Below are 14,277 nucleotides of genomic sequence, written 5' to 3'. Positions count from 1 at the left end.
TCACCTACTAGTGCCGGCTGTGTACTATTCATTGTTCAATGTGGATTTAATGGCATCAACAACATGCGTGGGGATTTTAATTCCATCGAACTGAGCAGAACCTTTCAGGCGGCTACCATTGTTTAACAGAGCTGCGAAAAAGAGTTTTTCATCAGCAATAACTATAGATAGAGATCTTCCATCCTGATTGTTCCATTCGAAGGACAAAAAACCGTCCTCTGAGATGGGTAAAACTTCTTGAGGTAATTGCGCAAGAGGTAATAATCGAAGAAAAAATAGTGCGTTAGAGTACGTCAAATAAGATACCGGAGTATCAAAATTATCCGATTGGCCGGAGGTATTTTCTCGCCAAAAATGCTCAACTTCTTCTACTAAAGCTTCTTTTGCGTCAGTGGTGAACGCGGTGGATTTATCTTTGTCGACAACAATAGCGAACATAGCTGCGGGGCGAGTTACGCTGGGGCTTCCAACTTCATAATCAAAATTATATGTCATAGAAAGGTATCCAATGTTCTTTTTGTTACTGTTCGGAAGAATATACTATTAAGTTTAGCTTTCAATCCTAAAATTGTATCCCAAGTATCTGATATCGGCTGGCTTTTTTCAAAAAGTCGAAAAACATCGATGTCAATGGTAACACTGCTCTCTTTTGGATTAGAAGCCGGATTCCAGGTTTGAGTCAATATGCTCATGGCTGCGAGATCAGGAATGGGCACTGAAATGCGACTAACGAAGTCGATGGGAAATTCATCTAAACCCGGAGGACTAGGTGGAATGTTGAAAAGATAATCTCTAGCGTAGCTAGACGAAGATGGTACGCTAAATGAATTAATGTACCTCACACCCACACGAAGAACTTTAAGCTCAGAAGGAAGTGGTAATTTCCTTAGATTTGATTCAATCCAGTTTCTAAAGTCTACGAAGCTTGAGTAAGGTTTAAGCCTCCCGAAAGTGATGCCGTTGTCCTTAATTGTGATTACATACTTTCCTGATTCAAAAAAATATCTCTGGCCTTGGCCTTCGGCTTTCTTAACTTGTGGTACGGAATTTTCTTCTGCGCCAACCTGAATTTGATAATTTTGTATCCGTTCAGAACGTTCCGACAAAGGCTTAAGGTAATTGCACATTAAGGTGTAAGATTTTGGGTCAAAATTATTTTCGAAAATAAAATCTACAATAGCTTCTATGATAGGAGGATTCTTAAGTTTATTCTCCAAGTTCACACCTCAAGTCTATTATCTAATACCTTCATCACATTAGGAAGTATAGTGACAAATATAGACGTTAGTCCATATGCACTGCTAAATGAAATCTTCCGTTATTTTACGGTGCCTTTGTAGATGTAGGCTATTCCGCCGGTCAGGCTGATGTATTCCATTTTTTCGAAAGAGTTTGTTTCTTTCATTAGATCTAGGAAGCCTTCTCGGCAGGGGAAGGCTGCTGAAGATTTTTGTAGGTATTCGTAGGCTTCGCCTTGGCCTGTTACTAGGCCTCCTATTTTGGGTAGGATGTTTTGTGAGTAGAAATTGTAGATGGCGCCGAAGATGGGCAGATTTACTTGGCCGAATTCTAGGACCATCACTTGGCCGCCGGGTTTCACCACTCTTGCCATTTCTTTCAGGCCTTTTACTGGGTCACCTACGTTGCGGATTCCGAAAGAGATGCTGCTGATATCGAAAGAGTTATCGGCGTATTGAAGTTGAGTTACGTCGGCTTGTTCGAATTTGATTTCTAGGCCGCGTTCTTTGGCTTTGCCTGGAGCGGGGATTAACATTTCGGCGCAGAAGTCTGTTCCTACAACGTCACCCGTTCCTACGGTTTTTTTGAATTCGATGGCTAAGTCGCCTGTGCCTGTGGCGCAGTCTAGGACTTTGTCGCCGGCTTTAGCGCCGCTGTACTTAACTAATTTTTTTCTCCAAAGGTGATGGATGCCCATCGACAAGACATTGTTCCCTTTGTCGTAGTTCGCTGCGACTTTAGAGAACATGCTGCGAATCACTTCTGGATTTGGAGAATGTTTAGTTTGCATAAAGCTCTACCTTGTGAAGAGGTCTGTCGACGGCTTTCAAGATTTTATCCATCTTGTTCATCATGTGTTTGAAATCATCCAAAGTCAGAGCTTGCATGCCGTCAGAAAGAGCTTCTGCCGGGCGAGGATGTACTTCAACGATGATACCGTCAGCCCCTACTGCCGCCGCGGCGTAAGCTAAATCTGGCACAAGAGCGCGAATGCCGACAGCGTGAGAAGGATCGACGATCACTGGAAGATGTGTATTTCTTTTTGCGAAAGCTACGGCGTTGATATCTAGCGTGTTGCGTGTCGCTGTTTCGAAAGTGCGGATACCGCGTTCGCAAAGGATCACGTTCGGGTTGCCACCGTTTGTGATGTATTCAGCGGCTTTCACCCACTCTTCAATCAAAGCGGCGAAACCACGTTTCAACATCACGGGTTTTTTTTGCATGCCCAACTCTTTAAGCAAAGAGTAGTTGTGCATGTTGCGAGAACCGACTTGGAAGCATTCTACGATGTCATAGATTTCTTCGATTTGACGAGCATCTGTGACTTCAGAAATCAGGCTCATGTTTGTCTCTTTGCAAACAGCTTTGATAAAATCGAAGGATGAAGAACCCAAACCTTGGAAGGCTTTTGAAGACGTGCGCATTTTCCAGATGCCGCCACGAAGAATGTGCGCGCCTGAAGATTTAACGCCTTTTGCGGTTTCCATGAATTGCTCGTAACTTTCGATCGAGCAAGGACCAGCGATCACAGTGAACTGTGGTCCGCCGATATCATATCCGCCGACATTGACGATTTGGGTTGAGGGAGTTGTTTGCATAGTTAGCATTTCCATAATACGACTTCTCTAGTGGAACGGCAGAATAGCATAACGCTCTCAGGCATTACAAACTTTTTGGAGGCAGGGGCCCTCTTGCGCCATAAGGATCAATGGATTCTTATTGAAGGTCCTTTTCAGCCTGCTTCCGACGCGAATAGTGATGAAATTACAGTATTTTGCCCTGATTTCTATGATCTAGGCTCAAGCAAACCCTTGCGGGGAGCGAAAACTTACCGTCTCTCGACCGAAGACATGCGCCTTCATTGTGAGGCTTACTTGGCTCAACATCCGTCTTCTGAGGTCCCCGTAATGAAAGCTTCTTGGGAAGAGCCCCAAAAAGAAGACTTCGCGCAAGCTCTGACAGTCATTCAAAATCGCATTCGCAATAACGAAATTCAAAAGGCCGTTCCCGTCGTGTTTTCTAGATCAACACAAACCGTGACGGCTACGGAGCGAGCGCAAATGATTTTGAATCTTTTGAAAGCTCCGCCGACTCTTTACGTCTATGGACTTTGGCAGAACGGGCAGGGTGTTTTAGGGGCGACTCCAGAAACACTTTTTGACTATTCACATGGAATTTTAAAAACCATGGCTCTGGCTGGTACTTGCCCGAAGAGTGAGGCTTCCGAACGGAATTCTCTTTTGAAGGACGCGAAAGAGATGCAAGAGCATCTTCTGGTTTTACAAGACATCAAAGAGGTCTTAAGTCCCTGGGGTGAAGTGAAAACTCACGGGCCTTACATCGTGGAACTGCCGACACTTTATCACTTAAAAAGTGATATCGAGATTCGCTGCCGTAAAAAACCCGAGTTTCTTTCTTTGATAAAAGATCTGCATCCAACCCCAGCGTTGGGAGTGGCTCCACGTGCGCAGGGTTACAAGTGGATGGCCGAGCTTCCAGGGCAAGACGACCGCGGACCTTATGGGGGACCTTTCGCTGTTTTTGCGGGCGAAGAGGCCTTGTGCCTTGTCGGCATTCGAAATTTGCAGTGGAATAGAAACCTTGCGATGATTGGTTCGGGTTGCGGGATCGTCGCTGACAGTGAATTGGAACGAGAGTGGCGAGAAGTATTTCAAAAACGCCAATCAGTAAGAAAGATTTTGGGGCTTGAGTTATGACAAACATGGAATTAGCAGCGAAGGTCATTCAGGAACTGGTGCACACCGGTGTTCGTGAATTTGTTTTATGTGCCGGAGCTCGCAACAGCCCTTTAGTTCACATCCTTGACGAAAATAAAAATCTGAAAGTGTATTCTTTCTTCGAAGAGCGCTCGGCCGCTTTCTTCGCTTTGGGAAGAATCGCAAGCACTCGTCGTCCCGTTGCCATTATCACGACATCGGGAACGGCGGTGGCAGAGCTTTTACCTGCGGCCGTTGAAGGAACTTATTCTTCTTTGCCACTGATCATGGTCACTGCAGATCGTCCGAAGCACTATCGTGGCTCAGGTGCTCCGCAGACGATCGAACAAGTCGGAATTTTTTCTTACTACAATGAAGTGGCGTTGGATATCGACGCCGAAAATTCACACATCTCTTTCAAGTCACTTTCGTGGAAAAAACCAATTCACGTGAATATCTGTTTTGAAGAGCCACTGATCGATGGCCCTGTTCCAAAAATTGAATTTTCAGTTTCAGAAAGAACGAAGTTGCCAGGTCAATTGCCTTTGGGAACTTTGAAAGAGGTTGAAGATTTCATCAACTCTCACAAGCCTTTGGTGATCGTCGGAATCTTGCCAGAAAAAGCACACACCACAGTGCTCGAATTTTTGAAGCAATACAAAGCGCCGGTTTATTGCGAAGGTATCTCGAGTCTGCGCGGTCATCCCGATATCAAAGATATTGAAATTCGTTCGGGCGAAAAGATGATCCATCGAGTTCTAAATTCAGGTCTTTGCGATTCTGTCTTGCGCATCGGTGGCGTGCCCACCGCACGTTTCTGGCGTGATCTTGAAGTCAAGTACCGCGAAATTCCGGTGTTTAACATCAGCTTCAATCACTTCTCCGGCTTAAGTCGTCCGGTGCTTCATTGCAACTCGATCGACTTATTAAGCCAGGTCGAATTCACACACGTGCATCGTGAAAATGTGAAGCTTAATATCGAAGACAACACTCGAACTGAAGCCGTGCGCGCACTCTTAGAAAAATATCCGCAGTCAGAGCAAGGTTTGATTTATTCTCTTTCAAAAAAGATGAAAGGGGCGTCCGTTTATTTGGGGAACTCTTTGCCGATTCGTGAATGGGATTCTTGTTCTTCTCACGATGCGATGCCATTGCGAGTGGCGGCCAATCGCGGTGCTAACGGCATTGATGGACAGCTTTCAACATTCTTAGGTTGGGCCTCTCCACAGACGGAAAACTGGTGTCTTGTTGGAGATTTAACAGCGCTGTATGATTTATCGTCACTTTGGGCAACTTCTCAACTCGAAGCCAACAAATTCCGTATTGTCGTCATCAACAACGGTGGGGGGCAAATTTTCTCCCGCATGTTCAATAAAGAGATTTTCGTAAACAAACACCAGATTTCTTTCGAATCATGGGCAAAGATGTGGAATTGGTCTTATCAGAAATGGCATAATATTCCTGAAGAGAACAATTTTGCTGATCACCAGATCATCGAACTCTGCCCTCACTGGGAGCAGACTCAAGAATTCTGGAAGGAGTACGAATTTCTGTGGAAAGAGTGAATCTCTTTTTCCTGCATGGATTCCTAGGACGGCCCTCTGATTGGGCCATTGTCAAAGCCCACGTGCCTCAGCATGATGGCGTTAGGATCTATACACCGGATTACTTTAAAGAAGCGCTATTAGGCCCCCAGCACGCGTTCGAGGCTTGGGCCGATAATTTCATCAAGTGGATTGAAGTGCACGGCTGTTCGGCGGATAGAAACATCCTCGTAGGATATTCTTTGGGCGGGCGACTGGCCTTGCATGCTCTTCAGCGTCGACCGAACATTTGGCATAAAGTTGTCTTAGTTTCGACCAATCCCGGCTTTAATGATCCCCACGAAGATTTAGATCCGACTTCAGAAGAACGCCGTCAGCGCTGGATGAATGATTCGTACTGGGCCGAAGAATTTTTAAAAGCCCCTTGGGAAAGTGTTCTTCGTAACTGGAATGCGCAACCTGTGTTCGGCGGGGGAGAAAACGAACCTCTTCGCCTGGAAAAAGAATATTCCCGCGAATCCTTAAGTCTGGCGTTAACTCAATGGTCCCTTGCCCAACAGAAAAACATGCGCAGTCTTTTGATTAAGAATATTCAGAAGATCGTATGGATGGTCGGCGACCGCGACGAAAAATTTATGGAACTTTCACGTCGCTTGCAGGAAGAAGTGATGGGGCTTCGTGTGGAAGTGGTTCCTAATTCTTCGCACCGGATTCTTTTTGACAGCCCCAAAGTCCTTGGCGAAAGACTTCGCCAATTAGTACAACAATTTCTTTGATTCTTTTTCAATCCACGGGCGGTATTTTTTAACGCTCATGTAGATTGATTTCTCTGAACAGAAATCTTTTTTGCGAATGTATTCTTCGCGTTCGCTTTCGGTGATTTCACTAGGAACGCTCCACGACGTCGCAGAAGCAACGCCGACAAGATAGTCCTTACCCTGATAGCGCATCATGGCCGGTCCACCAGAGTCTCCGTTACAGATGCCTTTATTCCATTTCTGATTCACGTAAAATTGTGCGTCGTCTTTCGAGATGCTGTCGATCAAAAGGTCCACATGGCGAAGAGTTCCAGATCCTTGTGTATCGCTTTTCTGCACCGGGGTTTTTCCCGACGTGCGACCATAACCTGTCGCCGTGAAACCCAATCCCGCTTTGAACGGAAAGTTATCATCAGGAAGAAGTGCCGGTTCAAATCCTCGAGGAGCGTCGCCTTTGATTAAGATCAACGCCACATCATCGCGATCGTTCGCACTTTGTTTTTTATAATCGGGGTGAGGAACTGCACGTGCCGCCTGACGAAGAATGTATTGACCCGCCAAAGGTTTCAAACCAAACGCCAAGGACAAAGTGGCAGGACCACTGGGAATGCAGTGAGCCGCCGTCAGGATCACATTTTTTTTGATCAAAGTTCCCGTGCAGTAAGTTTTTGTAGGGCCATCATGAATAAGTACAACGTACTTAGAAAGCACATTGTCTCTGGTTGTCTCTTTGCCGCCGATGATCGCATCTTCCGGATTGAAATTGATGTTTTCAACTCCGTTAGGTCCCCCACAGGCTGCCAACAACAAAACGATAAAAGAGCTTACGTACAACTTCGTTTTCATAGTTCCCCAGGCATGATTGGGAATGAAATAACAAAAGGGCCGCTATTTTGGTAGCAGCCCTTCGTGTTTTAAATTTTTTTTACTCTGAAATTTGTGAGTCTATTTGGAAATTTCTGGATTCGCTAAAGAGACAGAAAGCTTGTTCGCCATTCTGTTCAGCCATACTTTGTGAGCCAAAGCGCTGGTGTATGCAGAATACTTCGAACAGTCGTTTTCGGCATCTTCAACTCCGCGGCTTGTAACACCCCAAAGGTAGTACTTGCCTTTCACTTCGATGTAAGCCGGTCCGCCAGAGTCCCCGTGACAAGCGCCCGTACCGCCAGTTTGGTCCAATTTTACTTCGGTGAGGCTGAATTTTGGATCCGCGATTTTTACAGAAGTTACACGCAAAGTTCCTGCGCCGTCACCCGTAACACCGTCAGTGATTCCGTATCCGGCAAGCACGACTTTTGCGCCTTTTTTCAGAAGTTTTTTATTAGTTTCGCTTAAGAATGTCGCTGGTTTGTAACCGGCTGGAACTTCTCCTTGGAAGTGCATCAAAGCGATGTCACCCGTATCGAAGTCTTCGTATTGGCGAGTTTCCCACAATGAAGAAATAGCGACTTTGTCTACCTGACGACGAACAGCGAATTTATTTACCTCTGTGCCGAAGAAAACATACATCGCTTCTGGCTCCGTGCCGATGCAGTGAGCGGCTGTCAGCACCAAGTTATTCGGAAGAAGGGACCCTGTGCAAAGCTGTCCTTCCACCGCATCGTAAACAGCGACGATGCTTTCTTGAATCTTATCACCGGCTTCAACGACTTTGCCGCCAATGATTCCCTCGCCTGTCGTTTGAATTTCACCTTGATTAGAAGCTTGAGGTGAGCAAGCTGTTAAAGCCAAACTTGAAACTAGCCCCGCCAAAACAAGTTTATTCAACTTCACGTATCCCCCCGGATAGTTGCACCGTAAACCCCTACAGTGCGTGAAAGCTAATAAACCCAATTTGGAACCACTTTACAACATCATAATACTTATACGTTCTATAAGGGGCGCTAGGCCCCCTCGTTAGCTGAAATTCTTACAGGTGCCTGAAGCTGTCTGTGGCTTCAATAAGAGCTGAGCGAGTTCCGGGCTCTGCAGCTGCATGACCAGAGTCAGGAATGATTGTAAATTTTGCCTCTGGCCAAGCCTTATGAAGGTCCCACGCCGAGCGAGCCGGGCAGACCACATCATAGCGACCTTGAACAATCACTGCGGGAATTTTGCGAATGGCTTCGATGTTTTCCAAGATCCAATTGTTCGTCGAGAAGAAGGCGTTGTTCGTGAAGTAATGACACTCAATGCGCGCAAAGCTCAACGCATATTCAGGATCGTCGAATTCATCAATCGCGTTTTGATCTACGATGAGACGTGACGTCGCCGCCTCCCACTTACTCCACGCTTTCGCCGCTTGCAGGCGCACTTCTGAGCTTTCGTGAGTCAGGCGTTTGTAATAAGCCGTCACCATGTCACCACGTTCAGCGACAGGAATTGGTTTTAAGTATTCATCCCACACGTCTGGGAAAATTTCGGAAGCGCCTTCTTGATAAAACCATTTGATTTCAGAAGGGCGGCACAAGAAGATTCCGCGCAAGACCAAGGCCTTCACTCTTTCTGGATGAGAGATCGCATAAGTCAGCGCCAAAGTAGATCCCCAACTGCCACCAAAGACCACCCATTTATCAATCTTAAGCAGGGTGCGAATGGTTTCAATGTCTTTGATTAGTTCCCACGTGTTGTTTTCGCGAAGCTCGGCGCAAGGTGTGGATTTTCCTGAGCCACGTTGATCAAAAAGAATGATGCGATAAGCTTTCGGATCAAAAAAGCGACGGTGATCGGGAGCCACACCACCACCTGGTCCGCCATGCAGAAATACCACGGGTTTTCCCTGGGGATTTCCACACTCTTCCCAGTATAAAGTGTGAATATCAGATACTTTCAACATTCCGGAATTATTGGGTTCAATCGAAGGATAAAAATCACGCATAAAAAACCTCGCGGTGGTTGGAGATTGAAATTTCTCTTAGCCGCGGGTTTTTGTCAAAGTCGAAGCCTCTTCGTCATCGACTTTATGAATCTCATTGGCGATTTCTGCTCCAATGAAAATGATGATCGAGGAGTAATAGACCCACATAAGAAGAACAATCAAGGATCCTGCGGCGCCGTACAAGGAACCCACGGCGCTTTGTCCCAAGTAAAGACCGATCAGGGTTTTGCCTATTGAAAAAAGAATGGCGGTGATCAAGCCGCCAGTCAAAGTCTCGGCCGCACGCATTTTTTTTTGAGGCAGAAAGAAATAGATTGCGGCAAAAAGCAGAGTGAAAATTAAGAGCGAAATAAGGAAATTTGCGATCTGACCAATAATGGCGGCAGCCCCACTAAGTACGAGTGAAATCACCGACGAAATCACCAAGGACACCATCGAAATAAATACGAAAGCGAGCACCATTCCCATGCTGAATATTTTTTTCTTAATAAAAGCCCATGAAGTTTTTAAGAGACCTTCATCCTGCTCTTCAGGTGTTGGGTCTTTGACTTCGAAGATCACATTTAATGATTCGCGCAGCTGACCAAAAATAGCCCCTGCAGAAAAAAGCAGAGTGATGACACCGACTAAGCCGGCCCAGTCTCTGATTGTGGGAGTTTTGTCGGCGTTCATCGCAATCGCTTTGATAGCCTGACTGGCTTGCGAGCCCACAAGATTTTCGATTTCACTGATCATCTCGGTTTTAAACTCCATACCCAGAAAGGATACGAAGGTGATCATGAGTATCAGAAGAGGAGCTAAAGAAAGAGCGGTGTAATAAGAAAGAGCCGCCGCAAGATCCAGGATCTTATCGTTTCCAAGTTTGTCTAAAAAACGATCGCTGTGCAGCCGATGAATGAAAGGCATCATCTTCATTTTCATAGGAACCAGGCTATCATGGTGAGGAAATCACTCCTTCAAGAAAGCTTTGCTTCTGGATTTATACAAAGTGTTTGGCTGATAAATCCTGTTTAAATTGTAAAATAGTAACGGTGTCGTTTCACAAGGACCGCGAAGTGTGTCCCCCATCCTTCGCGGTCGAAGATTGGATTATTTCGAATACAGAACGAATCTTAACTGTATCATAAAATTTCTACCGATCTTTTTACTGGAACTTGTTCGGAGCGAGCACACTCTATGTTGTTTGCTTTGGATATTCTAAATAGGTTGTGTTAAGTCCTTTACCAAGATTCGATATTAAAAGAATGAGATCAAATTCAATAGCACGTCCGCGGGATCACCATTCATCGAATCAGGGGAAAAGTTGCATGGAGAAAACCAAGCTACTCATCGTGGACGATCATCATGAGAACATTTTATTTCTGTCTCACCTGATTTCAGGAGAAGACATTCAAGTTCTTTCAGCAAAAAGTGCTGAGGAAGCTCTGTCGCTATTGATGAATCATGACTTTGCACTGGCTTTGATGGATGTGCAAATGCCGGGAATGAACGGCTTTGAGCTGGCACGACTGGTTCGTGCTTTAAAAAAGACCCGCCATCTTCCAATGATTCTGATGACCTCGCGTCAGCAAGATCGCTCCGTTCTTTTTGAAGGATACGATACGGGCGCTGTGGATTTTTTATTTAAGCCTTTAGATCCTCACGCTGTTCGCAGCAAGGTTCGCACGTTTGTACTTCTAGATCAGCAACGTCGTCTTTTGAATAAGCAAGTTGAAGAGATGGAGTTCTTAAAGAAAAAGGCTGAAGAGGCCAACATCGCCAAAAGCCACTTCCTAGCAAATATCTCTCACGAAATTCGTACACCATTGGGTGCGGTCTTGGGATTTGCCGATATTTTGTCTCAAGATAAATTAAGTGACTCGGAAAGAAATGAGTTCTTAGCGGTCATTCGTCGCAATGGAGAGCTTTTGCTTCGTCTTATTGACGATATCTTGGATCTTACAAAGATCGAAGCGCAGCGTTTGGAATTTGAAAAGAAAGAATTTTCTTTGCAGGATCTTTTGAAGGATGTTGAAGCAAGTTTGGGATTTCGTGCGACCGAAAAAGGCATTTCTTTACATGTTCAATCCTGTGATAAAAATCTGACTTTCGTGTCAGATCCACTGCGTATTAAGCAAATTCTTTTCAACGTCATCGGCAATGCCATTAAGTTTACCTCAAAGGGGCAAGTCGATGTTCAGGTGCGCGTTCAAGATGCGGTCTCTGAACGTGAATCCTGTGAAGCTCGTCGCGTGACTTTCACCGTGCGTGACACTGGTGCAGGGCTAACCGTGGATGAAGTTCAAAAACTGTTTAAGCCTTTTGCTCAGGCGGATGTCTCAACGGCAAGAAGGTTTGGCGGAACGGGTTTGGGTTTGGTGATCTCTCAACAATTAGCGCAGAAGTTGGGCGGGGATCTGAAGCTGATTTCTTCTGAGGTTCAGGTCGGTTCTGTTTTTGAAATCACTCTTGTCTTGGATACAGTCGATGGAGCGCCTCGAGGGCGCATACCCGTGGCGTCGCGCGGGGATCTCATCCCTCACTCTTTAGAAGATAAAGTGATTTTGATTGTGGATGATGTCAGCGATAACAGACTTTTGATTGATCGCTATCTTCGTCCCCACAAAGTCCGTTTGCTTCAAGCCGGAAGCGGTGTGGAAGCTTTAGAAGTTGTTTGTGAATCTCACGTGGACTTAATTCTCATGGACATACAAATGCCGTTAATGGATGGCTATGAAGCCGTCGAACGCATTCGTAAGCTGGGTTACGAAGGGCCTATTGTCGCTCTCACAGCTCACGCAATGAGAGAAGAAACCATGAGATGTATCAAAGCCGGCTTCGACGCTGTCTTAACAAAACCGACTCGTCGCCAAGAACTGGTGGCGGTGATTCAATCTTGGCTAGCGGAAGAACCCGTGGGCCATCAATCTCGTCAACCCGAGCTTTTGCAGTAAACTCCCGGAAATACGCAGGCCTACTAATTGCTTTTAGGACTGCCGTTACGGCTTAATTCACTGGGGCTCTTTTCGTTTATGAAAGCGTGCCTTGGCGTTGCCGTTTTTTGGCTGCTGTAAACGGAGTAAACATGTCTCGCAAAGAACCTAGCTTCCGTCATTTTCTGCGATTAGCTCTCAGTCTTATTCTAACCATTCAGATCTTATTTCCCTATAAGGCCTTTTCTTATGACGAAGACCATGAAAGTGGAGATGACAGGGATCTTCCCGGTGTTCTTTGTATCGGGCGCTGCGAAGGCGAAGGTGGCTATGAAGACGGCAGGGATCGCGACGACGGTGGCAATCAAGGTGGCGGAGGCCAAGCAGATTACGATGATCAGAGCCCGGATGATCATCAGGACCACGGCGACAGTGGTGATTGGGATCGGGATGATCGAGACCGACATGACGACCGCCATACTCAAAACGGTGATCGAAACGATAGAAATAATGCAAAATACGGTGAACGCGTTTTACAACACGGAGATAGAGACCGTGGCGACGGAGTTATTTTCGTAAGAGATCATCGAGGGAACGTTTATTATCGCGGGGAACCGGCTTGGGTGGAAGAAACTGATCAAGGAGATTTTTACCATCCGGATCATCGTGATTTGTATTTTGATACAAAAAATAATGTCTTCGTAAAATCCGTTGATCAATCCCGATTGCTTCCTTTGGAAGGACTTAAAGCCTGTGTGGCGAACGATTCGTGTTCATCCCGGGGCTATAGAGCTGATTGGTGGAATTACTCACAAAGTCCTGATTTCGAAAACGGAGAGCAAGCGGGAGACTGGCTGGAAGTTTCAGCTTTCTACGAAAAACAATTCGAAATAAAAAAGCAACTTAATAAGGCGTACTCAAATCCAGCCGTTCGTTCTAGTTCTGCGAAATACGCCGTGCTTCGCGAGGCCGACTTTCTTCATGGTCAGGCACGACAAGCCTATATCCAATCACGTCGCGAGGAAGCGGAAGCTTTGCAAAGAGGTGCAAAGGAACTGGCTTTTTTTCTTACGGACGTCGGGATCAGTGTTTCCCCGTTAGGTTGGGCTAAAGATGCTTATGAACTTATAACAGGAACGCGTTTGCTTGATGGAAAAAAACTTACCGATGGAGAAAGACTTGCTGCCGGAATTGGAGTGATGATGCCGGGAGTAGCCGGATTGGCCTTTGCGGGAATGAAGATTATTGCGCGCAATCCTCTGACACGCCAGGGAATCAGTAAAGCCATCGTTGAAGTAGAAAAAATCGGGGAATTGTTGGGAGACTTGAAGCCGGTTCGGTTCAAAGAAGGCAGAAATACCGCCGAAGTCGCCATCATAGGCAGAGATATGAACTATGTTAAGGAAGCCGAGGGGCGACTGCAATCTGCCGGTTTGAAAACAAGGACGTTCACTCCTTCAACGGCGGCAAAAGATGACTTGGCTGCCGACTTTGCTAGAAACGGAAATAAATTAGTGGGATATGATGACGTCCCGGCCACACAAGTTTATAAAGAAGATATGGCGTGGACTGATAAAGTCCTGCAGGATGATATTTCCGTTGTGGATATCGGAAATCCTTCTCACAAAAAAGAAGCAAGCCGATTTTATGATGATGAGGTTAGAAAAATCTTTGGGGTTAAAAAATGAAATCCTCATATGAATTCCCAGACAAATCCGTCAGTCAATTTGTTGAGCGAATGGCTCAGCGATTCGGAATGACGGTTGTTGATTATAAAGGAAATCTGGAAGCGAAAGCGGGCGACACGAAGTGGTTGTGGACGTTGCAGGTACCGGGCTCGCCCGCTCATATGAATATCATGTTTTTATATCCCTCATATATTTCTGTGGTCAGCTTTAGTAACGAAGATAAGAGTTTTAACTTCAATCAATTCCTAACGTGGTTTCCAGGAGACCTATACAACTACAATCGCGTGGCAGAGGAAAAAAGCTGGTCAAAAAACTGGGTGATCCAGATGACGATGTTGCAAGATCATCTTGAACGAGAGTTGGGTGACGTTGTCAGAGGAACCACTTGGTATGACTTCGAGTTTCGTCTAGAGGACTATCTTTCAAGTGAGGCTATCGAAAGAATGCATAATGATGCTTTGGATAGGATCAAAAAAAGTGATGCCGAAAAAGACAGAGGATCTTGGGTTCACGTTTTAAATTTTTTAAAAGGCAAAAGAAAATAGCTGGAGGGCCACGACAG

At 45.7% G+C, this 14,277-nt stretch carries 14 protein-coding genes; 6 read left to right on the top strand and 8 right to left on the bottom strand.

Translation table 11 applies throughout. The annotated features are described in order from the left end of the window. Positions 1 to 24 precede the first annotated feature (24 nt). The 4 genes from AZI85_RS00715 to aroF form a co-directional block, all read right to left on the bottom strand. Positions 25 to 495: a hypothetical protein gene (locus AZI85_RS00715; protein ID WP_063242284.1), complete on the bottom strand. Its 471-nt coding sequence runs from the start codon at positions 493 to 495 to the stop codon at positions 25 to 27. Further along, on the bottom strand, positions 492 to 1,217 hold the full coding sequence (locus AZI85_RS00710) for a TIGR04255 family protein (protein WP_063242283.1): 726 nt from the start codon (positions 1,215 to 1,217) through the stop codon (positions 492 to 494). The genes AZI85_RS00715 and AZI85_RS00710 overlap by 4 nt, the downstream gene beginning before the upstream one ends. Before the next feature lie 101 nt (positions 1,218 to 1,318). Further along, entirely contained in the window at positions 1,319 to 2,029 is a 711-nt protein-coding gene (gene ubiE / locus AZI85_RS00705) for a bifunctional demethylmenaquinone methyltransferase/2-methoxy-6-polyprenyl-1,4-benzoquinol methylase UbiE (RefSeq protein WP_063205271.1), read from the bottom strand. After that, positions 2,019 to 2,852: a 3-deoxy-7-phosphoheptulonate synthase gene (gene aroF / locus AZI85_RS00700; protein WP_063242282.1), complete on the bottom strand. Its 834-nt coding sequence runs from the start codon at positions 2,850 to 2,852 to the stop codon at positions 2,019 to 2,021. Before aroF ends, ubiE begins: the two co-directional genes overlap by 11 nt. A gap of 78 nt (positions 2,853 to 2,930) precedes the next feature. Here aroF and AZI85_RS00695 point away from each other — a divergent pair, with 78 nt between their 5' ends. The 3 genes from AZI85_RS00695 to AZI85_RS00685 are packed head-to-tail and all read left to right on the top strand — an operon-like array spanning position 2,931 to position 6,276. Continuing rightward, positions 2,931 to 3,956: a chorismate-binding protein gene (locus AZI85_RS00695; RefSeq protein WP_253720751.1), complete on the top strand. Its 1,026-nt coding sequence runs from the start codon at positions 2,931 to 2,933 to the stop codon at positions 3,954 to 3,956. After that, entirely contained in the window at positions 3,953 to 5,521 is a 1,569-nt protein-coding gene (gene menD, locus AZI85_RS00690; RefSeq protein ID WP_063242281.1) for a 2-succinyl-5-enolpyruvyl-6-hydroxy-3-cyclohexene-1-carboxylic-acid synthase, read from the top strand. Before AZI85_RS00695 ends, menD begins: the two co-directional genes overlap by 4 nt. After that, complete coding sequence (locus AZI85_RS00685; RefSeq protein ID WP_253720749.1) at positions 5,509 to 6,276, top strand: alpha/beta fold hydrolase; 768 nt, start codon at positions 5,509 to 5,511, stop codon at positions 6,274 to 6,276. Before menD ends, AZI85_RS00685 begins: the two co-directional genes overlap by 13 nt. Here AZI85_RS00685 and AZI85_RS00680 read toward each other — a convergent pair. The 4 genes from AZI85_RS00680 to AZI85_RS00665 form a co-directional block, all read right to left on the bottom strand. Further along, on the bottom strand, positions 6,256 to 7,104 hold the full coding sequence (locus tag AZI85_RS00680) for a S1 family peptidase (RefSeq protein ID WP_063242280.1): 849 nt from the start codon (positions 7,102 to 7,104) through the stop codon (positions 6,256 to 6,258). The two genes, AZI85_RS00685 and AZI85_RS00680, sit on opposite strands and share 21 nt — an antisense overlap. A 99-nt stretch (positions 7,105 to 7,203) precedes the next feature. Continuing rightward, positions 7,204 to 8,031 carry a S1 family peptidase gene (locus tag AZI85_RS00675; protein ID WP_253720747.1) on the bottom strand — a complete coding sequence of 276 codons (828 nt, stop codon included), beginning with the start codon at positions 8,029 to 8,031 and terminating at the stop codon, positions 7,204 to 7,206. A gap of 136 nt (positions 8,032 to 8,167) precedes the next feature. Further along, positions 8,168 to 9,115, bottom strand: a complete 948-nt coding sequence (pip, locus tag AZI85_RS00670) for a prolyl aminopeptidase (protein ID WP_063242278.1) — start codon at positions 9,113 to 9,115, stop codon at positions 8,168 to 8,170. Between the two features lie 36 nt (positions 9,116 to 9,151). Next, positions 9,152 to 10,036 (bottom strand): YihY/virulence factor BrkB family protein, encoded by an 885-nt coding sequence (locus AZI85_RS00665; protein WP_063242277.1) that lies wholly within the window; start codon positions 10,034 to 10,036, stop codon positions 9,152 to 9,154. 386 nt (positions 10,037 to 10,422) lie between these two features. Between AZI85_RS00665 and AZI85_RS00660 the strand changes: the two genes are divergently transcribed. The 3 genes from AZI85_RS00660 to AZI85_RS00645 all read left to right on the top strand — a co-directional run bounded on the left by AZI85_RS00660 (position 10,423) and on the right by AZI85_RS00645 (position 14,260). Continuing rightward, positions 10,423 to 12,048: a response regulator gene (locus AZI85_RS00660; protein WP_063242276.1), complete on the top strand. Its 1,626-nt coding sequence runs from the start codon at positions 10,423 to 10,425 to the stop codon at positions 12,046 to 12,048. A 131-nt stretch (positions 12,049 to 12,179) separates the two neighbouring features. Then, on the top strand, positions 12,180 to 13,715 hold the full coding sequence (locus AZI85_RS00650; protein ID WP_081110859.1) for a pre-toxin TG domain-containing protein: 1,536 nt from the start codon (positions 12,180 to 12,182) through the stop codon (positions 13,713 to 13,715). Next, positions 13,712 to 14,260, top strand: coding sequence for a hypothetical protein (locus AZI85_RS00645; RefSeq protein ID WP_063242273.1), 549 nt, complete (start codon positions 13,712 to 13,714; stop codon positions 14,258 to 14,260). The genes AZI85_RS00650 and AZI85_RS00645 overlap by 4 nt, the downstream gene beginning before the upstream one ends. The last annotated feature ends 17 nt before the right edge of the window (positions 14,261 to 14,277 follow it).

The organism is Bdellovibrio bacteriovorus, assembly GCF_001592755.1.
GTDB classification, from domain to species: domain Bacteria; phylum Bdellovibrionota; class Bdellovibrionia; order Bdellovibrionales; family Bdellovibrionaceae; genus Bdellovibrio; species Bdellovibrio bacteriovorus_E.
The sequence above is the reverse complement of the archived record's forward strand: the minus strand, read 5'-3'. Positions and strand labels throughout refer to the sequence as shown.